The organism is Sporosarcina saromensis (assembly GCF_054901285.1).
This window is the reverse complement of sequence record NZ_CM142738.1, coordinates 3,744,550-3,764,190: the sequence shown is the minus strand read 5'-3', so window position 1 is coordinate 3,764,190 and position 19,641 is coordinate 3,744,550. Positions and strand designations below refer to the sequence as shown.

Genomic DNA, 19,641 nt, shown 5'->3' with positions numbered 1-19,641 from the left:
AAATGAGGATTTGTATCATTGCAGAAGGTTCTTATCCTTACGTAACAGGCGGTGTTTCAAGCTGGATTCAAAGTATGATAAAAGACATGCCTGAGCATGAATTTATCATTTATGCGATTTCGCCGGAGAAAAAGCAAAGAGGTCAGTTCAAGTATGAGTTGCCGAAAAACCTCATTGAAGTACGTGAGTCATTTCTTGATTCCTATTTGGAAGAGAAGGTTAGGTGGGGGCGTAAATTCAAGTTGACGCATGAGGAAAAACGCAATGTGAAGTCGTTGCTTGGAAGTGAAGGAGAGATGGACTGGCCAGCCTTTATTCGAATGGTCCGCAGTGCACGTTTTAACAACGTGTCCGATTTTCTAACAAGCCGGGATTTTTACGATATTCTGCGCGAGTTGTGTGAGGAGCACTATCCACTCGTGCCGTTCACTGAAATGTTTTGGACGGTTCGCTCAATGATTTTACCGTTGCTCATCATTATCCGGGAGGATTTACCTGAAGCGGATCTTTACCATAGTGTTTCTACTGGATATGCCGGCATTATCGGCGCTGTTGCGAAGGAAGTGTATGCGAAGCCGTTTTTGTTGACGGAACATGGCATCTATTCTCGCGAGCGCGAGGAGGAAATCATCAAAGCGGAATGGGTGAAAGGGTATTTCAAAGATTTGTGGATCCACTATTTTTATCGACTCTCTTCAAGTGCGTACAACGGGGCAGATTGCGTGACGACACTCTTCAGCCGGAATAAGGAAATCGAAGTGGAATTGGGTTGCCCGGAAGACAAGATTAAGATCATTCCTAACGGCGTTTCAGTGACCGATTATGTAGAATTGCCGTCCACGAAACCGAACAGCGAATTTTACATCGGGGCGATTGTCCGGATTGTGCCAATTAAAGATATAAAAACGATGTTACAAAGCTTTGCCATTATTAAGCAACAGTTGCCGAATGCCGTGTTCTACATTATGGGACCAACAGAAGAAAACGAGGCGTATTTCGAGGAGTGTGTACAACTCGTAAATGCTCTAGAACTTAAAGACGTCATCTTCACCGGACTCGTGCCGATTAAAGACTATATTGGCAAGATGGATGTGCTCATGCTAACGAGCATAAGCGAAGGGCAGCCACTTGCGATTTTAGAAGGAATGGCAGCTGGAAAACCATTCGTTGCAACAGATGTCGGTAGTTGCAGAGAGTTACTTGAAGGGTTGGATGATGGCATTGGACCTTCAGGGCTTGTCGTACCGGTTATGCATTATGAACAACTTGCAAATGCTGCGGTGAAGTTATGTAAAGATGAAAAGCTGCGTCTTGAAATGGGAATAAATGCATTTCAGCGGGTAGAGCGATTTTATCAACATGAAGAGGTCATTCGAAATTACCGTAGCGTATATGAAACGATAGGAGGTGGAAAAGATGGCGGGCATTGGCTTTGAGTTGAGAAAGATGTTTCGGGAGCAGGGCTTGGTGAATCAGTTGAAAGCTTATACCTATTCTTCATTGACAACGGTCGGACCGATGATTATGAGCATGGGGCTTATTGTCGCCTTGCAACGCATAACAGCGACGGAGCAGATGGATTATACGGACTGGGAATTGTATATTGCAACTGTTTCTTATTGCTTCATCTTTTCCATCGTTTTAACGAGCGGTATTTCGATGGTGCTCACACGCTATACGGCTGACATGCTGTACGAAAAGAAATATGGTCGATTGATGTCAGCCTATTACGGAGCACTCATTGTCATGCTGCCCATTGCGGCGATAATCGGGGCGCTGTTTTTAAGTGGTGTGACCGCTGGATGGTTGTATAAGCTATCCGCATACTTCTTCTTTTTGCTGCTTATTATTGTGTGGATTCAAGGCGTCTTTTTATCTGCATTAAAAGATTATGTCCGTATTGTAAAAGGGTTTGCCAGTGGTTCTGTTACCGCACTTGTGAGTGGTTGGCTGCTTTCGAGGTTAACGGAAATTGATTCGACGATTATACCGTTATTGAGCTTGGATATCGGTTTTTTGGTCATTGTCATCTTATCAAACTACCATTTTGAACAGCGCTTTCCACGTGCGGAGTACGGTTATTTCTTTGAATATCTTCGCTATTTCAAGAAGTATTCTTCGTTATTTTTTGCGGGGTGCTTTGTATACTCGGGCATTTACTTGCATAACTTCGTTTATTGGCTAAGCCCGAATGGGAGGGAAGTGGCCGATCAATTCCGCATTATGCCTTTTTATGATTTGCCGGTTTTCTATGCGTTCATAACGGTTTTACCGTCATTTGTCACTTTCGTCGTGGCTGTTGAGACGGCTTTTTATGAGAAATTTAGGGTTTATTATTTACAAATCATAAATGGTGGAACGATTAGGGATATCAAAGCGGCAAAGCAACAAATGCAGAAGACGTTAATCAAACAAGTTGGGTTTCTCGTAGAAGTTCAATTGTTATTCACCGTCTTATCCATTGCATTAGGGATCAAATTCTTGCCTAAAATCGGCTTTACAATGGCGCAACTGGACTTGTTCATCATTTTAGCGCTTGGTTACTATCTGTTCATCATCTTTTTCATGTTCACGCATATTTTAATGTATTTTGATGATCGTAAAGGGGTGCTCGGCATTAGTATGCTGTTTGCGCTATTGAATATTGGCTTTACTTACTGGATGATGAAAATCGAATTCGACGGGCTTGGGATGTTCATCGCTTCTGCTATTGTTGTCCTTCTCGTACTTGCAAGATTGTTGTACGTCCTCCGAAACCTCGACTACTATACATTTTGTGCGCAGCCGATTACTGTGGAGACCGCACGGAAAAAGCATAAACAATTTGGCAAAGCGACATCGACTACGGCCTTATTGCTTGTTTCAACGATGTTACTGGCCGGGTGTATGCCGGATCGTTTAGCGGATGATCACGAAGGAACGGACGAACAGACTGAAGCGAAAGCCAATCGTGCATCAATGCCGGACGAAATCGACACACGATTACTAGAAGATAAAAGGTTGTATGAGCGGGATGAAGATGAGTCGCTCAAGACGTTGTATATTACTGTTCTTCCTGACAAGAAGCAAAAAGACGAACCACTTGATTGGTATGGACTAAACCGGAAGACGGAAAAAACGTACGGTGAAAAGTTACCAATCATTATGCAGGAAGGCTTTAGTGATGAAGGTGCGCCTCGTTCAGGGATGTTCGGTTATGGAACGACGATGGAAAACGCGACAATTCAACTGCGGGGACGTTCGGCATGGAACCAACCGCAGAAATCATTCCGCATTAAACTAAACGACGAAGCAGGCTTATATATGGGGCAGCAAACGATCAACTTAAACAAGCACATTAGTGAATTTTCCCGTATGCGCAATAAGTTGAGTTTTGACTTAATGGAGACAATCCCGAATATGACGAGCTTGCGGACGCAGTTCATTCATTTGTATGTGAAGGATTTGTCGAGAGGTGAGGGGGATGCGGCTTACGAAGACTATGGTTTATTCACACATGTGGAGCAACCGAATAAGAAGTTTTTGAAGGCGCATATGCTCGATCCAAATGGCTATTTGTATAAAGTGCAGTTCTTTGAATTTGATCGGTATGAAGAATTTATTAAAGAAGAAACAGATCCGGATTTTGACCTGAAGCAGTTCGAGACGATTTTAGAAGTGAAAGGCCGAAAAGAACATGGCAAGCTCATTAAGATGCTCGAGGATGTAAATAATTTAAGTATGCCAATCAATGAAGTCATGCAGCAACATTTCGATGAGGAGAACTTTTTCACGTGGACGGCGATGAATATTCTGATGGACAATATGGATACAGAAGCGAATAACTTCTTCCTTTATTCACCCATCAACAATAATAAGTGGTACATCCTGCCGTGGGACTATGATGGAGGATGGGAGTTGCAAAGACAAGCTCAAACGATCCAAAGTTGGCAAAACGGGATTAGCAATTACTGGGTGTCGAAGCTTGCAAATCGCTATTTCAGGCAGCAGGAAAATGTGGATAAATTAACCGCGAAGATTGAAGAATTGCATGCAGACTATATTAATGAAAAACGTGTTGCCGAGCAGCTGGAACGCTATCGTCCAATTGTGGAGCCGTTTTTGTATCGCTATCCGGATATTCGGTTTTTGCCGAGTCATGCAGGCGATTATGAGGAAGAGTTACAAGTGCTCATGCAAACACCGGAAGCGAGTCTACAACGGTATTATGACGATTTGGAACGCCCGAAACCTTATTATATGGGGGAAGTTGAAACGGTTGGCTCGAAGCTGAAGTTCACATGGGACTTGTCATTTGATCTGCAAGACGATGAACTGTTTTATGAAATTGTTGTTGCGAAAGATTTAGCATTTACTGAAGTGGTTTTTGAAAAGAACGATCTTCGGTTGAATACAGTTGAGATTGCTAAGTTGCCAACAGGAACCTATTATTGGAAGTCAAGTGTAAGAGATGAGCATGGAAATCGTCAAACTGCATTTGATTTGATTGTTGACGACGAAGAGGTCCTCCATGATGGCGTTAGAGAATTTGAGGTGGAGTGATTGTTAGCACGCGAAAGACGTAAATTACGGACGGAGCAAAAATACTATTTGCATATCCATGATTATTTATCGCTAAGGAATCGATTGTCCAGTGTAATGGATTTAGATAAACATTCCATCAATGAAGAAGGCTACAATATTCGAAGTCTCTATTTTGACGATCCGCACCGAACAGCGCTGACGACTAAAAATGATGGGATTTTCAATCGGGAGAAATACCGGATTCGGATGTATAACGATAGCAATGAGGTTATTAATGTAGAACGCAAGAGTAAGTTTGGAGAGTATGTGTGTAAGGAATCGGCTCCGTTGAGTTTAGAGGAATATATAGCCATTTTGGCGGGTGACTTTTCGTTTTTATTGCAACGGGAGGAACGTTTACTGCATGAATTTTACGCCGCCCTCACGACCCGCCATTATCGGCCGAGTGTGATAGTCGATTATTGGCGGGAGGCGTATGTATATACGTGGGGGAATGTGCGGATTACGTTTGATAAAAAGCTGTCTGCAGCGGTCAATACGTATGATGTGTTCGATCCGAATTTGACGTTAGAAGAAGTGTTACCGACAGAGTTGACAATTATGGAAGTGAAATTCGATTCGTTCTTACCAGAGCACATACGCATGCTGATTAGCCCGAAAAGTCATGTTCGGTCTTCGATTTCAAAGTATGTATTATGCAGGGAAAAAACATTGCAGCATTTTAAAGAATGATGTGTGAATGGAGCAGACAAGATGAGTTTTCAAGATTTTTTTAAAAATAGTGTATTAAAGTTAGAGGCGTTTCGAACAGTTTCCTATTTTGATATGTTCTTTGGACTACTATTTGCATTCTTAATTGGTATGTTCATTTATTGGATCTACCGCAAGTCTTTCAGAGGTGTTGTCTATAGCTACAATTACAATATCTCGTTCGTGCTGCTGACGATGATTACCGCTTTAGTCATTATGACGATCAGTACAAATATTATCTTATCACTCGGGATGGTCGGCGCACTCAGTATCGTCCGGTTCCGAACTGCCGTGAAGGACCCACTTGATATTGTCTACATGTTTTGGTCTTTAGCTGCTGGCATCGCATGCGGTGCAAGGATTTACCCTCTAGCCGTCGGCGGATCACTCGTCATCGGGCTTGTCGTCTTCTGGCTCTCCAAACACAAAATCCGTGAGCAATCGTTTTTGCTCATTATCCGCCATACAGAGGAAGCCGAAGTGAAATTACGGACTGAGCTCATGAAATTAAAGACGAAATTGAAGTCAAAAACAGTCCGAAAAGGCTTCACGGAATTGACGGTGGAGATTCGGTTGAAGGATGACAATACAGCTTTTGTTCAAGCGATTGGTGATATTGAAGGCGTGAACGATGTGTCGCTTGTGCAGTATACGGGGGATTATGCGCAATAGGGGATTTTTATGTGGGGGCGGTTATGCGGCATTTGCTGGAGTTATGCGGTGTTTGGGGCGGATATGCGGCGTTTTCATGGAATATGCTGTGTTTGTAAGAAATATGCGGCGTTTTTAGGAAATATGCTGCGATTGTTATTGAGCCGATGTACGAGATCGCGGGAGTTTTAGATCTCCTATTATGCTCCCAGCTCGCGCCTAATGGCTTTTTACAAATTAAGGGTTTGCTTAGAGGTGAACCGCGTTTTTTTGGAATATGCTGTGTTTGTAGGCAGTATGCGGCGATTTCACGAGTTATGCGGTGTTTGAGCAGAATATGAGCCGTTTTTCGGAAGTATGCTGCGTTTGATTTTTTATTGCGACAAAATATAGATTTATGCCATTTGTTTAGATGAGGAACGGTTTTCAAGTGTCTTGCATCGTTTAGATGGTATATATAATGGCATTTTTGGGGGCTGGCCAACTGTCCGAAGAGTAGCTGTCATGTTCCTTGAAAAGTTGTATCTTGTTTACAGATGTGAATACGAAAAATTGATCTTTGCAGTCAAATAATAGTCTTTCACTCATGACGATTTCATGTTAGTTCTTGATGTTTTGGATCTTTCTAAGAAATCGTCTTTTCTTGCGTTACTTTCAGCTTACTACTTTGTTCTTTAGTGAGTAAAATGTTCTATGTTGCAATAAGTTCTTTTTGACTATATAATTAGAAATACTATTTAAATAATCAGTGTTTATTGACGACTTAACTTGCTGCATGTGAAAAAACACATCCTTTGGTCTAGGAATATATGATTACTTTTCATCGTTACGTGGTATAGAGGATGGGGGGGGAGTTGGAAGGATGACGACCTTTTATTCCATAACTTATAGATAGAAGGTAGATTTGATGAATGGACAATTCACTTTCGGCTTTATGAGTGCTTTGTTTGTAGCAATTGTTTTGTTTACTTTTGTGCAGAGAAGATGGGTGCAAGAGAAGGCTGCTCTTGTAGAAGAAAAGAGTCGATTTGTACATATCGTAGAAAACTCGAAGGACTTTATTTATTATTGTGAGATTTATCCGGAGCTGAAGTTTCAATATATCAGTCCTTCGGCGGAGCAATGGATAGGGAAAGGCACAATTGAACGTTCTTTTGCAGACCCGCACATGCCTTTTGATTACATCCATCCGGATGATTATGAATTGCTAATCAAGAAAGTGAAAGGTGAATTGGATTTTAGTAAGGGCATTATTCAGCGGTGGCGCGACAGTGATGGCACGTATAGATATTTTGAGGAGTATGCGACACCGATTTATGAGAACGGACGGATTGTCGCCATGCAAGGGATCATTCGCAATATCGATGAAAAGATTGAACTGCAAAAGAATTTGAAGTATCGGTTATACCATGACTATTTGACGGGTCTATATAATCGTGAATACTTTGAGATTGCGCTTACGCGGCTTGATGAAAAAGAAGATACGCCGGTTGCCATCATTTTATGTGACTTAGATGAACTGAAATATGCGAATGATCATTTTGGCCATAAACAGGGCGATGCTTTGCTGCAAGCGACAGGGGAACTGTTAAATCGTTTTTCTTCCGAAGAGATAATCGTTGCACGCATTGGTGGAGATGAGTTTGTTTTGCTTGTAGAGAATCAAACGAAAGAGGAAGTTAAACAACTCGTCCAAACAATAACTGAGGAAATACATATGAACAATCAGAATTCTGATCAAACTAAAATCCATTTATCGATTGGGTATTCTTACTCCATTCATTCCATTGGAAAGATGACAAAACTTTTTACAGAAGCGGATCAGTGGATGTATCAACAGAAGAATGAGAGAAAACAATCTAGGGAGATTGGCTTTGTCCAGCATGTAGCAGGAGAAACAAAAGAAGTTTGTATGCCGGTTGAATAGAACTATACGTGTTAATGACGAGTCAGTTTAATCTCAAAGTGGAGCATTCGGAGTTCGTGGTTGAGTTATAGTAAGTTCGTTCGAGAGGATCTGCATCTGTAAGAATAGGTGCAGGTCTTTTATGTTTATGGAATATGCGGCGAATATGCCGCGATTGGGCGAAGTATGCCGTGTTTGGTGGGAATAAGCTGCGTTTGAAGGGAATATGCCGCGTTTGGAGAAAGTATGCCGTGTTTGGAAAATCTGAACTTCTTTTATACTTGTAATTCTTTGCTACTTTTTCTCGTGGGAGTTACTTTGTCTTAAATCTATCAAATTCGCGCCAAATGGGTTTTGACAATTCAAGGGGCTTGTTGGGGGGGATTTGTATTGTGTTTGGGAGTTTTATATTTGTGAAGTTATGCGGTTTTTGAGCGAAGTATGCTGTGTTTGGAAGGAATATGCTGCGATTGGAGAAAGTATGCGGCGTTTTGAAGGAATTTGCCGCGTTCGCTGACGTTATGCGGTTTTTGGATGTAGTACGCTCAGGGCAAGGAAGCATTGCAGGAAGTAGTTTGTTCTGCGCCGAATGTATGAGACTCTAATCTTAGAGCAGTGTGCCACTTGACCGAAGTGAGCCATCCAGCACCCTAAAATAAGCCATTTAACGCGCGAAACAAAAAAGAAGCCAGTCCAAATTTGGCCGGCCTCTCCAATCCTTCTTTCAACTCTCGTCAAACGGCAAGAGAATGTAAATATTGGCTCCGAGCCCCATTACGACGGGCTGGATGAAGTGAACTTTCTTAATAATACCGAGTTTCACCAACTTACGGATGCCGCGTCGGACGGTGGCGTTGGATTTCCCCGTTTCATCTTGGAACGTTTTGTAATTCAGTTGGGCGACGCCGTTGTCGACTGCGTGGTGGCGAATGACGTCGAGTACTTTGCTGTCGGAAGTGGTGAGCGCTTTTGCGTGACGACTGGCGTGCAAAGTGGCGGCTGTGTCAATTTCCTCCGTTGTGGTGAATTTACTGTAGTGCTGTAAGCAGATTGTCATTTCGTATTCCTCCTTTACCCTCTATATAGCGAGGACTGATCAGAAAGGATACAGGTGGAAGGATTTTATTTTTCAGGCTTGCTCATTTCGGTTTATTCACAAAAAGGAAAACGGGCCTAGACAGTTGTCTAAAGCCCGTTTACTAACCTATGCACTCTTGTTTGCAATTAGTCGATCAACCCTTCTTCTTTCAAAAAGTCGATGGCGACGGTTTCGTATTGCTCTTTGTCGAGGTCGACGCGTGCGTTTAGTTTCTGCATTTTTTCATTGTCGATCGTGCCTGCAAGCATGTTTAGTACGTCTTCTAGCTCAGGATGCGCATCGAGTGTGTCCTGTCGGATGAGTGGAGCCGCGAAGTACGGCGGGAAAAGCTGCTTATCATCTTCTAGCACTTTTAAGTTGAACGCGACGATCCGGCCGTCCGTGGCGAATGCGTCAACAACGTCAATTTCTTTGTTTTTAATCGCGCTATACATGATGCCTGTATCCATCGATTTCACCGCGCCGAAAGAAATGCCGTACAGTTCCTGGAAGCCAGGGTAGCCATCTTTTCGCTCGAGAAATTCCGGTTCGGAGCCAAGTATGAAGTCATCAGCCACTTTGGCCAGATCCGACATTTTCTCAAGTTGATAGCGATCGGCATCTTCTTGACGGACGGTGAATGTGTAAGTGTTATTGAATCCAATCGGTTCTAGCCATACAAGGTCATATTTTTCCTTGAACACTTTTTTCACATAGTCATACGCCTCATCGGGGTCGGTGATGACATCTTCTTTCAAGTAGTTCATCAAACCCGTGCCAGTGTATTCAACATAAACGTCATAACTGCCTGAACGAATTCCGTCGAAAGCAGGGGATGAACCGCCAAGGAACGATTCGTATTTAACGGTCAAATCGGTATGTTCTTCAATTAAGTTTCCTAGTATATAGACCATGATTTCTTGCTCAGTGAAATTTTTTCCGGTAATCGTGATTGTGTCTTGTTTATTGCCAAAAGGCATTGCCAGCACGACTGCCACAATGAGTACTGCAGCAACTCCGGCAAGTGATACCCGACTTGCAATTTTGCGCGCTCGCTTTGACATTTTGCCAGGTTGGGCTGCCATTTCGACTTTCTTTAGCACATAGTCTAATAGAATGGCGAGCAATGCGGAAGGGATAGCACCTGCAAGAATGAGACCAGAGTTGTAAGTTTGCAATCCGCGGAAAATGAGGTCCCCTAAACCGCCAGCGCCGATGAGTCCTGCAATCGTCGCGACACCGACAATGAGAACGGCTGCTGTACGGACGCCCCCCATAATGACGCTCAGGGAAAGAGGGAGCTCAATCATCGTGAGCACTTGGCGACTCGTCATTCCCATCCCTACGCCCGCTTCAACGGTCGATCGGTCTACGCCGCGAATACCGATGTATGTATTGCGCAGAATCGGTAAAAGGCCGTAAATGGTCAACGCGATAATGGCGGGTACTTTTCCTGTGCCGATAAAAGGTACTAAAAAGACAAGTAGTGCAAGGCTTGGAATCGTCTGAAAGACTGAAGTGATGCCGATAATAGGGTCTGCTATTTTCGGTTTACGTGTAAGAAAAATGCCAAGTGGCACGGAGATAATAATGGCAATTGCAATGGAGACCATGGACAAGTATGCATGCTCGACAAAAAGGCTCCAAATCATGGGCCAACGTTCAGTAAATACAGTTACGGTATCTTCATAAATTTCTCGAATGGTAAAAACCTCCTAGTGGTTAAATGAGTTCATTTACAACGAATTGTACGACGCTTGAACGGGTAACGAGTCCAAGAAGCCGGTCGTCTCGATCAATGACGGGAATGAACCAATAATTCGATTCAGTAATTGCTTTAAACACTTCTTCTGCAGGTTGGTCGACATAAAAAGTGGGGATGTCGGTACGTTGGATGTCTTGTAAGGTCAACGTTTCATTGTTGAAGGATTTTTGTAGATCCCAAATCGTTGTAATGCCAAGGTATTTCTTCTTTTCATCAACAATAACAAGTGAGTCGACTCGTCGTTTTTGCATGAGTTTGAGTGCTTCTGCGAGGCCTCGTTTTGGTGAAGCGGTGATTGCAGGAATGAGCAACGATTCTAGCGAAGGCAATGTCATCGAATCGGCGAGCCTGTTTTCACCAATGAAGTTTTTCACAAATTTATTCGCAGGACGTCGAATGATGTTTTCTGGTGTATCAATTTGGACAATCTCACCATCTTTCATAATACAAACTCGATCCGCAATTTTAAGCGCTTCGTCCATATCGTGCGTGACAAAAACGATGGTCTTTTTCACTTCCCGCTGGAGACGCATCAGTTCGTCTTGCAATTGCTCTCGGCTAATCGGATCGAGTGCACTAAATGGCTCGTCCATTAAGATGATATCTGGCTCTGCAGCCATTGCCCGGATGACGCCAATACGCTGCTGTTGCCCACCACTTAGTTCTTTTGGATACCGATCCCCGAACACGTCCGGCTCAAGTCCCACCATATGCATCAGTTCCTCCACACGGTCTCGGTAATTTGCTTCTGGCATCTTTTTCAGCTGTGGCACAAGGCCGACATTTTCCCGAATCGTCATATGCGGCAGTAGACCGATTTGCTGGATCACATACCCAATTTCCCGTCGCAATGTCACGGGATTGACTGTCGAAATATCCTTATCTTGAATTTTAATGGTACCGCCAGTCGGTTCAATGAGCCGATTAATCATCTTCATCGTCGTCGTTTTCCCACTACCACTCGGGCCAATCAGAACGAACAGTTCCCCCTGCCGGATCGTAAAATTCAGCTGTTTCAATGCCTCAAACCCATCCGGGTACTTTTTTGAAACGCTTTCAAAAGTAATCAATCTTCCGCCTCCTTCAGACAGTTAGTTATCTTGCATACTACTAGTTTAGTTCGAATTCAGTGTGAAATCAAAAAATAGAGTTGTGGGGAAGGGGATATTTGTTAGATTGCTGTGGTAATCGGTCGTTTGTGCGAGTTATCGATTGGATAGGCGGAGTTATCGATTGAGTTCACAAAGTTATCGGTCGTATAGAGGGAGTTATCGATCAAGTTCACAAAGTTATTGCCATTTCGGGACCTTTAACCTGTTCCACAAAGTGCTCAGTCACCAATGACCAGTCTCCATTCTCTTCAACGAGTTTGAAGAGAGTATTGCTACGCATGTCTCCTGTTCCTATGCTACAGTAATAGGAAAGTAGTTCATTCATAGACGAAATTAGGGGTATGCCTGATGGATAAATTTGAGATCATGGAACGCTTACGAAAGCAGTGTAGGAACAATGAGAAAGTGATTGGCGTAGCGGCAGGGAATGGGATGACGGCAAAGTATGCGCAGCAAGGTGGCGCTGATTTCATACTTGCATTGAGTGCAGGGCGGTTCCGGCAGATGGGGGTCAGCTCATTGGCCGGTTTTTTGTCGTATGCGAATAGTAATGAGCTCGTTATGACGTTTGCCACGAAAGAGCTTGTTCCGCTTATTCATGATATTCCTGTCTGTTTCGGGTTGTGTGCAACGGATCCGACGATTTCGCTTGACAGCTTTATTGACGATATTCAAAGTAAAGGTTTTGCGGGAATTAATAATTTTCCGAGTGTCGGGTTGTTTGATGGGCAGTTTGGTGAAGCGTTGGCCGAACAGGGAATGTCGTATGCGTTGGAGGTTGAGGCGATTCGGTTGGCGAGCGCGAAAGGTTTGTTTACGGTCGCTTTCGTGTTTACGCCACAACAGGCGGAAGCGATGATTCAGGCAGGGGCAGATGTCATTTGTGTTCACTTAGGCCTCACACAAGGTGGCGATGTAGGTGCAAAAAACATTTTGTCATTGCAGTCGGCGAAGCGATTGGCCAATCAAATTTTTGCCCGTTGTGACGAACTCAATTCAACTGTTGTAAAAATGATTTACGGTGGACCGGTGAATAAACCAATTGATGTCCAGTTCATGTACGATGGTACGTCAACGATGGGCTACATTGGTGGCTCCGTCTTTGAACGCATCCCTACAGAACAAATGCTGTTGCATATTATGAAATCGTTCAAAGAAACGACGAACTTCCATTACGATGATTTACTTGCAAATGTAATGGGAGGGATCGATGCGCATGTTGATTACATCGACTTTATGAAGAACTATGTGCGTTTGAATTATATGGAAGAAATTACGTTGCAGGAAGTCGCGAAGATTTTACGACTATCCCGCTCGTATGTGAGCACTTTATTCAAAAAAGAAGTGGGCTTATCTTTTTCACAGTATGTAATAGAATTCCGATTAAACCGTGCAATAGAGCTGATGCAAGTCAGCGGTTTACCCCTAAATCGAATTGCGGAGATGGTCGGCTACCTCAATTACCCACAGTTCAGTAAAATCTTCAAGAAGCATAAAGGGCTCTCGCCGAGCGAATTGTTGGAGAAGAAACAAAAGGACAACGACTCCTAACATAACACCATTACCATTTTGTTTTGAAAGCGCTATTATTGAATATAGAAGGAAGTTTGGATATGCTTTCACTAATCAAAAGGGAGTGTTTTGTATGGCGAAGACAATTGCATTAGCAGGTACTTTTGATTCAAAAGGGAACGAATTTTTATTTGTGAAAGAGTTGATCGAGTCTTTAGGATTGCGTACATTTACAATTCACACAGGGGTATTTGAGCCAGTGTTTCAACCGGATGTTACCAATTCGGAAGTAGCAGCATCTGTAGGTGAAGATATAGAAGCAATCGCAGCGAAAAAAGACCGAGCACATGCAACGGAAGTGCTGGCGAAAGGGATGGAAACTTTGCTACCTCGTCTCTATGCAGAGGGGAAGTTTGACGGTATTCTGTCATTTGGAGGAACGGGTGGTTCTTCCATCGTAACGGCAGGTATGCGTGCATTGCCGATCGGCGTACCGAAAGTGATGGTGTCAACGGTTGCATCAGGCAATACGGAACCTTATATCGGTACGAGTGATTTGATCATGATGCCTTCAGTTGTAGATGTTGCTGGGTTAAATGTCATTTCTACAAAAATCTTTACGAATGCCGCTTTTGCGATTGCTGGCATGGTGAAATTTGAAAGCCATACAGAAGTTGAGAAGAAACCACTGATAGCTGCATCAATGTTTGGCGTCACAACACCGTGCATTAACTATGCGAAAAGCTATTTGGAGGATAAAGGCTACGAAGTGCTCATCTTCCACGCGACTGGGGTCGGTGGTCGTACGATGGAGAGTTTGATAGCGGATGGGTTTATCGACGGAGTGCTCGACTTAACGACGACTGAATGGGCAGACGAGCTTGTTGGTGGCGTATTGGCTGCCGGGCCAAATCGATTGGAAGCGGCGGCTTTACGTGGCGTTCCACAAGTTGTTTCTGTCGGTGCGTTAGACATGGTGAATTTTGGACCGTTCGCTTCAATTCCGCCCCGATTCGAAGGACGTAATTTCTATAAACACAATCCAACCGTGACGCTCATGCGGACGACTGTGGAAGAAAACGAGCAGATTGGGCAAGTGCTTGCGCAACAATTGAATAAAGCGAAGAAAGACACCGTTTTAATGTTGCCGCTAAAAGGATTATCTGCGCTCGACGTAGAAGGGCAGCCGTTTTATGGGCCGAATGAAGACGAGGTTTTATTTGAAACGTTGAAAAAGCATGTGGATGCTACCAAAGTGGACATAATGGAAGTGGAAACGTCTATTAACGATGAACACTTCGCAATTACTGCAGCAAAGCAGCTGATCGCAATGATTGAAAAGAAGAAAGGAGCATGAATATGTCAAAACAAGCGATCTTAAATCGTTTTAAAGAAGAAATCAGCAAAGGAAATATTCTATTAGGAGTCGGTGCAGGAACGGGTGTTACGGCGAAAAGCAGTGAAGCGGGTGGTGCCGATATGCTCATCGTGTACAATTCAGGGCGGTATCGTATGGCTGGTCGTGGATCTTTAGCAGGGTTGCTTTCTTACGGAGATGCAAACCAAATCGTTGTCGAGATGGGGAATGAAGTGCTCCCGGTCGTGAAAAATACACCTGTTCTTGCAGGTGTAAACGGCACGGATCCATTTCGCATCATGAGTAGGTTCTTGAAACAGTTACAAGATCAAGGATTCCAAGGTGTCCAAAACTTTCCGACAGTCGGTCTTATCGATGGAACATTTCGCGCGAATTTAGAAGAAACGGGTATGGGCTACGACTTAGAAGTAGATATGATCCGCGAAGCGAATGCGTTGGGCATGTTGACAACACCTTACGTATTTGACGAAGAACAAGCGATTAAAATGGCGGAAGCCGGCGCAGATATGCTCGTCGCACACATGGGGCTGACGACAAAAGGAACAATAGGCGCACAAACTGCATTGACGTTGGACGACTGCGTAGAACGGATACAAGGGATTGTCAAAGCCGGCAAATCCGTTAATCCGGATATAATGGTCATCTGTCATGGGGGACCAATTGCTGAACCCGAAGACGCAGCATACATCATCGAACGCGTTGACGGTATCGTCGGATTCTTCGGCGCATCCAGTATTGAACGTTTTGCAGCAGAAAGAGGCATTAAAGAACAATCGGAAAAATTTAAAGAGATTAAGAAGAAGTGATGGTAAGTTAAATGAACCCTTCGAAAAGACGTCATGCACGTACTTTTCGAAGGTTTTTTATGAGAAAGGCTGACTTTCTAAGTGGGAGAAGTGATTAGGAAGGTCAAGTGTAGAAGTTATTGATGAAAAAATACCAAGTGTGATCAGACACGCAGAGTTACCGATCGAATAGGGGGAGTTATCGATCGTGTTCACAAAGTTATCGATTGTATAGGGAGAGTTATCGATCAAGTTCACAAAGTTATCGCCATTTCGGGACCTTTATCCTGCATGACAAACAAATTTTATTTCATTTTTTTCCATTAATAGTGGACCGACGTTTTATCTTAATAATTAAAAAGTGGGAACCGCTATTTCAGTAAAAATCAGCAGTTTTAATAGAGCTAAAGTCCTTAATCTAGCTAGTTTACAGTCTCTTAAATTAAGTTAGACTACTTCCTAGCTAACAGTTTTGGAAGCAGAGTGATGAAAAGGAAAGCTTGTCAATACAGAGTTTGTGGTGAATATTATTCTTATTTATGCCGATAAAATGCTGTACTATAGTATCCTATCAAAGGGTATTTAATCATTATTTTGTGCAGTAATACCTATTCGCCCATAGTAAATGCACGTTAGCTGGAGGTACAATTAATTCCTAAATAGAAAAAACGTTTTAAGGTTTTTTGAAAGGAAAGTCATATATGCATAGATACAATAAGCTTGTAGCGTCGGCAGCTACAGCTTCATTAGTAAAATTGGCAGTTGTTCAAGAGGTATGTGAAGAAATAAGTAGCACTTCATTCAAGGACGTTTGTGAGCAGTATAAAGATGCAGTAAATTATTTGGTGAATAACAATATGACAGCTGGCATTTCATCAACAGAGTATGGAACGGATTTGGACATTAAGCGTGTCGATGTGGCGGTCATTTTAGCAAAAGCGACGTTGACGAAAGAGGAGATTGAAAGTGCGCCTGCTTCGAATTTTATAGACGTGCCTGCTCGAGCAGTCCCATACATAAATGCATTAAAAGCGAAAGGCATTGTGAAAGGTCTTACAACGACGTTTTTTGGTGCGAATCTTATGATGACTAGAGGAGAAGCGGCGTTAATGTTGGCAAAAGGCTATGGAATCCGGGGGAATGAAGCAAGTGTTGACTTCGTTGACGTTGCTCCACTTTACAAAGAAGCTGTCGCGGCGTTTATTGAGTATGGAATCTTGTCTGGAGATCAAGGTAACAAGTTCCGAACGGCACAATTGATCAACCGCGGTGAACTCGCTATTTTCCTTTATAAACTAGAAACATTAAATTCCGTTGAAACAAGGGATGAACTCTTCAAATGGTCAACGCTAAGACTACAGTATTTGGAGTTACAATGAAGAATACTTTATTTTAAGCTCAAGTATCGCCATTTCGTGACCTTTTGACTATGTTATTCTGTTGTTCACCTTTCATTTGTGTTAACCTTTCAATTTCAATGAACATGAACGTCCTGTACTTATTCAGCTTCACAAAGAAAAGTAAAACGCCTTTCTGCATCCCGCAGAAAGGCGTTTTTACAAGTACACAACAAATCCTTAAAACGGTCCCCAATTCATCATGACACCAATAGCCAGGAAGATGATGCCGAGTACTGTCCAGATGAGGAGTAGCGGGAAGACGAAGCGGACCCACTTTGTCCAGGCGATTCCTGCGATTGCAAGGTTTGCCATGAGAATGCCGGATGTTGGGGTGATGACATTTGTGAAGCCGTCTCCCAGTTTGTAGGCTTGTACAGCTATTGGTTAATCCACATGTACTTCAATTGGTTCTCCTACAACGTTCCACTCCTTCCCTAACATTGTAAATGTATGTTTTACAAAGACCTGTGCGGTGCCGCTGGATACGGCCTCAATTGTATTGCCGTTTAGCCTGACCACGCCATTATCTTCTACAACATATAGTTCAGTTGCGATATTTTCTTTTTTCGTTGTGCGGAAATTAACAAACGCTTTTGCATTAATGGTTGATGTTTTTCCGATTTTTAGGTTGACTTTTTTAATTGGTGTTTCGAGCTTGATTGGTGAATAGGTGAGCCATTGTGTGTAATCAGTGATTGGACCAATTAGTCCTTGTGCTAACTTGTCGCCGAATTGTTCTTCTCCACGGAATGTCCAGTGCATGGTTAGCATACCGCGTTGGCGCATATAGGTGATAAATTCTTCATAAGTGCTGCCGTAGCTAGCATTTAAAGTGACTTTGTTGGCAGTCCCGTAATCCATCATTTTTTGGGCATTTTTAATCTTAGCATTTGTTGTACCTGGTACGGATGCCGAATACAGATAACCAACAGGAATCTCAGGTTTTAGTGCAAACGATTTGATCATGCTGCTTAAATTGAAGCTTTGAAGGATGACCTGATCCACCATTCCTAACGCTTCAATTTCCTGGATTACTTGGGCTTCGATTCCGACGCTTTTTAATTCGATAAGCAAGATGACGTCCTTCTTTTTAAATTCAAGAAGGAATTCTTTGAATGTCGGAACTTTTTCTCCGGCAAACTCCTCACTGAATTTACTACCTGCATCCAATTGTCGAATTTCTTCTAAAGTGAGATCTTTTACTGCACCTGTGCCGTTTGTTGTCCGATTGACAGTCGTGTCGTGCATGATAATAAGATGTCCGTCTTTAGTTACTTGTAAATCCGTTTCAATTTGATCTGCACCAAGCTCATAGGCGAGTCGATAGCCTGCCATGGTGTTTTCTGGAGCGAGTGACGGAACTCCACGATGGGCAGAGACGATGGGGCGCTTTACAATTGTATTTTCTGGATACTTTGCAAGTGCTTCAACAGACGCTTGAGGGTTGTCTGTTATAATTCCATCTACTCCACTATGAATTAATGCATGCGCTTCACGTTCATTTTTAGCGCCAATTCCCCAAACTGCTACCATCCTTGTATGCATGTAATGAACCTTTTCTGCATCAAGTATTTTCTCGGGAAGCAACGCTACTTTCGCATTGTTTTTATGGACATTTTGAATTAGCTCATTTAAATCATGCTTATTAAATGAATTCTTTGTATAGATGATACCACCCCGTGCTGTGGGTATCAGGTTTGTAATCGACTTAACAATGTGTGGGTTTGATGAAACGATATGAACATCCGTCGTTTGTGTAGCATTCAAGCTATTGACAATTGCATCTTCAAGTCCTTCTTGTTCAATCTGTAGAATTGGGATATGTTTGATTTGAACATTCCGAAGTGCATTCTCAAGAGATTGATTGTTTGTGATCAGTTCTCCCTCTTGGTTCTGTTCAACTTCGAGTAGAACGGAAGCTGTATCGGAGGAAGTGGCAACGGATAGTGATTGACCAATTAGTGTTGGTGCATTGACAATATTCGACTCCGGTTCTTGTGGGAGAAAAGCGCCGCCGTTTTCAATTGGAGGTAACTTATTCTCATAAGTGGAGACCTTTACATTGTCAAATAAAACAGTGGATCCATTCGCTTGAAAACCGATATCCCCGTTGAGCCAAGTAGAAGCTTGGTCGGTATCAATGACTAATCTGTTATTAATAAATTGCTGGACACGATGATTGCTTGCAATAATTTTAATCAGGTATGGTTTGTTAAATTCAAGTTTTTCAGTGAAAAATGTTGCTTCAGGAACGACCCATTTGTTCTGAGCATTGCGCTCTGCAAACTCTGCCCCATTTAGCGCTGTAGTCCCCCTGCGCATCGCGAATTGATAGTAAGGGTAATTTTTAGATTGGACCCGATACATCATGGATGCCCAACGCGTATCCTCTACTGCTGAAACAAAGGTCATATCCGCTTCAAATACGATATCGCCATTTTTCTCGGGAAGCGGGACAAGGACTCTGGTAGGAGAACTTGATGAAGGTGAGATTAACTTTAATTGTCCATTTTCAACAGTTGCTTGCCCTTGTATAACGCTCCATCCTTTCGGTAATTCTCCATCCAATCGATCAAAATCTTCTTCGATCAGGTGTAATTGTGATGCACTTACCGTTTTTGCAGTGCTCGACAGATTGCCAAAGTTTGTCGACACCACGATGACAATAATAATTACAACCCTTTTCCACACGCTTCTATTCATTCCCATTGAAACTCCTCCTTTGGATCTAGATTGCCATTCTAACAATCTAATAAGTTATCGGAATGTAGTATACATGA

Annotated in this window: 14 protein-coding genes; 9 read left to right on the top strand and 5 right to left on the bottom strand. The window is 42.9% G+C overall.

Translation table 11 applies throughout. The features are described 5' to 3' along the window. Nucleotides 1–2: 2 nt before the first annotated feature. The 5 genes from pelF to ACVHUV_RS18810 all read left to right on the top strand — a co-directional run bounded on the left by pelF (nt 3) and on the right by ACVHUV_RS18810 (nt 7,852). On the top strand, nt 3–1,436 hold the full coding sequence (pelF, locus tag ACVHUV_RS18830; protein WP_462085657.1) for a GT4 family glycosyltransferase PelF: 1,434 nt from the start codon (nt 3–5) through the stop codon (nt 1,434–1,436). Then, complete coding sequence (gene pelG, locus ACVHUV_RS18825) at nt 1,417–4,542, top strand: exopolysaccharide Pel transporter PelG (protein WP_462085656.1); 3,126 nt, start codon at nt 1,417–1,419, stop codon at nt 4,540–4,542. Before pelF ends, pelG begins: the two co-directional genes overlap by 20 nt. Continuing rightward, nucleotides 4,543–5,256 carry a polyphosphate polymerase domain-containing protein gene (locus ACVHUV_RS18820; RefSeq protein ID WP_462085655.1) on the top strand — a complete coding sequence of 238 codons (714 nt, stop codon included), beginning with the start codon at nt 4,543–4,545 and terminating at the stop codon, nt 5,254–5,256. A gap of 21 nt (nt 5,257–5,277) precedes the next feature. After that, complete coding sequence (locus ACVHUV_RS18815; RefSeq protein ID WP_317943170.1) at nt 5,278–5,946, top strand: DUF4956 domain-containing protein; 669 nt, start codon at nt 5,278–5,280, stop codon at nt 5,944–5,946. Nucleotides 5,947–6,832: 886 nt separating this feature from the next. After that, a complete protein-coding gene (locus ACVHUV_RS18810) occupies nt 6,833–7,852 on the top strand; it encodes a sensor domain-containing diguanylate cyclase (protein WP_462085654.1) in 1,020 nt (339 codons plus the stop codon). A 703-nt stretch (nt 7,853–8,555) separates the two neighbouring features. On the opposite strand, the gene ACVHUV_RS18805 is transcribed toward ACVHUV_RS18810, so the two are convergent. From ACVHUV_RS18805 to ACVHUV_RS18795, 3 genes are all read right to left on the bottom strand, one after another. Beyond that, nucleotides 8,556–8,888: a helix-turn-helix domain-containing protein gene (locus tag ACVHUV_RS18805; protein ID WP_317943166.1), complete on the bottom strand. Its 333-nt coding sequence runs from the start codon at nt 8,886–8,888 to the stop codon at nt 8,556–8,558. 167 nt (nt 8,889–9,055) lie between these two features. Further along, nucleotides 9,056–10,561, bottom strand: coding sequence for a glycine betaine ABC transporter substrate-binding protein (locus ACVHUV_RS18800; RefSeq protein ID WP_317943164.1), 1,506 nt, complete (start codon nt 10,559–10,561; stop codon nt 9,056–9,058). 70 nt (nt 10,562–10,631) lie between these two features. After that, a complete protein-coding gene (locus tag ACVHUV_RS18795; protein ID WP_462085653.1) occupies nt 10,632–11,744 on the bottom strand; it encodes an ABC transporter ATP-binding protein in 1,113 nt (370 codons plus the stop codon). A gap of 390 nt (nt 11,745–12,134) precedes the next feature. On the opposite strand from ACVHUV_RS18795, the gene ACVHUV_RS18790 reads away from it, so the two are divergent. From ACVHUV_RS18790 to ACVHUV_RS18775, 4 genes are all read left to right on the top strand, one after another. Then, nucleotides 12,135–13,337, top strand: coding sequence for a phosphoenolpyruvate hydrolase family protein (locus tag ACVHUV_RS18790; RefSeq protein ID WP_462085652.1), 1,203 nt, complete (start codon nt 12,135–12,137; stop codon nt 13,335–13,337). 94 nt (nt 13,338–13,431) lie between these two features. Continuing rightward, complete coding sequence (locus tag ACVHUV_RS18785; protein ID WP_462085651.1) at nt 13,432–14,655, top strand: Tm-1-like ATP-binding domain-containing protein; 1,224 nt, start codon at nt 13,432–13,434, stop codon at nt 14,653–14,655. 2 nt (nt 14,656–14,657) lie between these two features. After that, on the top strand, nt 14,658–15,482 hold the full coding sequence (locus ACVHUV_RS18780; protein ID WP_462085650.1) for a phosphoenolpyruvate hydrolase family protein: 825 nt from the start codon (nt 14,658–14,660) through the stop codon (nt 15,480–15,482). Nucleotides 15,483–16,162: 680 nt separating this feature from the next. Continuing rightward, nucleotides 16,163–16,840: an S-layer homology domain-containing protein gene (locus ACVHUV_RS18775; protein ID WP_462085649.1), complete on the top strand. Its 678-nt coding sequence runs from the start codon at nt 16,163–16,165 to the stop codon at nt 16,838–16,840. A gap of 198 nt (nt 16,841–17,038) precedes the next feature. Here ACVHUV_RS18775 and ACVHUV_RS18770 read toward each other — a convergent pair whose 3' ends face one another. Then, nucleotides 17,039–17,242: a hypothetical protein gene (locus ACVHUV_RS18770; RefSeq protein WP_462086952.1), complete on the bottom strand. Its 204-nt coding sequence runs from the start codon at nt 17,240–17,242 to the stop codon at nt 17,039–17,041. Between the two features lie 3 nt (nt 17,243–17,245). Beyond that, nucleotides 17,246–19,570 (bottom strand): glycerophosphodiester phosphodiesterase family protein, encoded by a 2,325-nt coding sequence (locus ACVHUV_RS18765; protein WP_462085648.1) that lies wholly within the window; start codon nt 19,568–19,570, stop codon nt 17,246–17,248. Nucleotides 19,571–19,641 lie beyond the last annotated feature (71 nt).

Coding starts and splice junctions, on each gene's coding strand:
- pelF (WP_462085657.1), top strand. CDS start 3: ATGAGGATTTGTATCATTGCAGAAGGTTCTTATCCTTACGTAACAGGC.
- pelG (WP_462085656.1), top strand. CDS start 1,417: ATGGCGGGCATTGGCTTTGAGTTGAGAAAGATGTTTCGGGAGCAGGGC.
- ACVHUV_RS18815 (WP_317943170.1), top strand. CDS start 5,278: ATGAGTTTTCAAGATTTTTTTAAAAATAGTGTATTAAAGTTAGAGGCG.
- ACVHUV_RS18810 (WP_462085654.1), top strand. CDS start 6,833: ATGAATGGACAATTCACTTTCGGCTTTATGAGTGCTTTGTTTGTAGCA.
- ACVHUV_RS18805 (WP_317943166.1), bottom strand. CDS start 8,888: ATGACAATCTGCTTACAGCACTACAGTAAATTCACCACAACGGAGGAA.
- ACVHUV_RS18800 (WP_317943164.1), bottom strand. CDS start 10,561: ATGATTTGGAGCCTTTTTGTCGAGCATGCATACTTGTCCATGGTCTCC.
- ACVHUV_RS18790 (WP_462085652.1), top strand. CDS start 12,135: ATGGATAAATTTGAGATCATGGAACGCTTACGAAAGCAGTGTAGGAAC.
- ACVHUV_RS18785 (WP_462085651.1), top strand. CDS start 13,432: ATGGCGAAGACAATTGCATTAGCAGGTACTTTTGATTCAAAAGGGAAC.
- ACVHUV_RS18780 (WP_462085650.1), top strand. CDS start 14,658: ATGTCAAAACAAGCGATCTTAAATCGTTTTAAAGAAGAAATCAGCAAA.
- ACVHUV_RS18775 (WP_462085649.1), top strand. CDS start 16,163: ATGCATAGATACAATAAGCTTGTAGCGTCGGCAGCTACAGCTTCATTA.
- ACVHUV_RS18765 (WP_462085648.1), bottom strand. CDS start 19,570: ATGGGAATGAATAGAAGCGTGTGGAAAAGGGTTGTAATTATTATTGTC.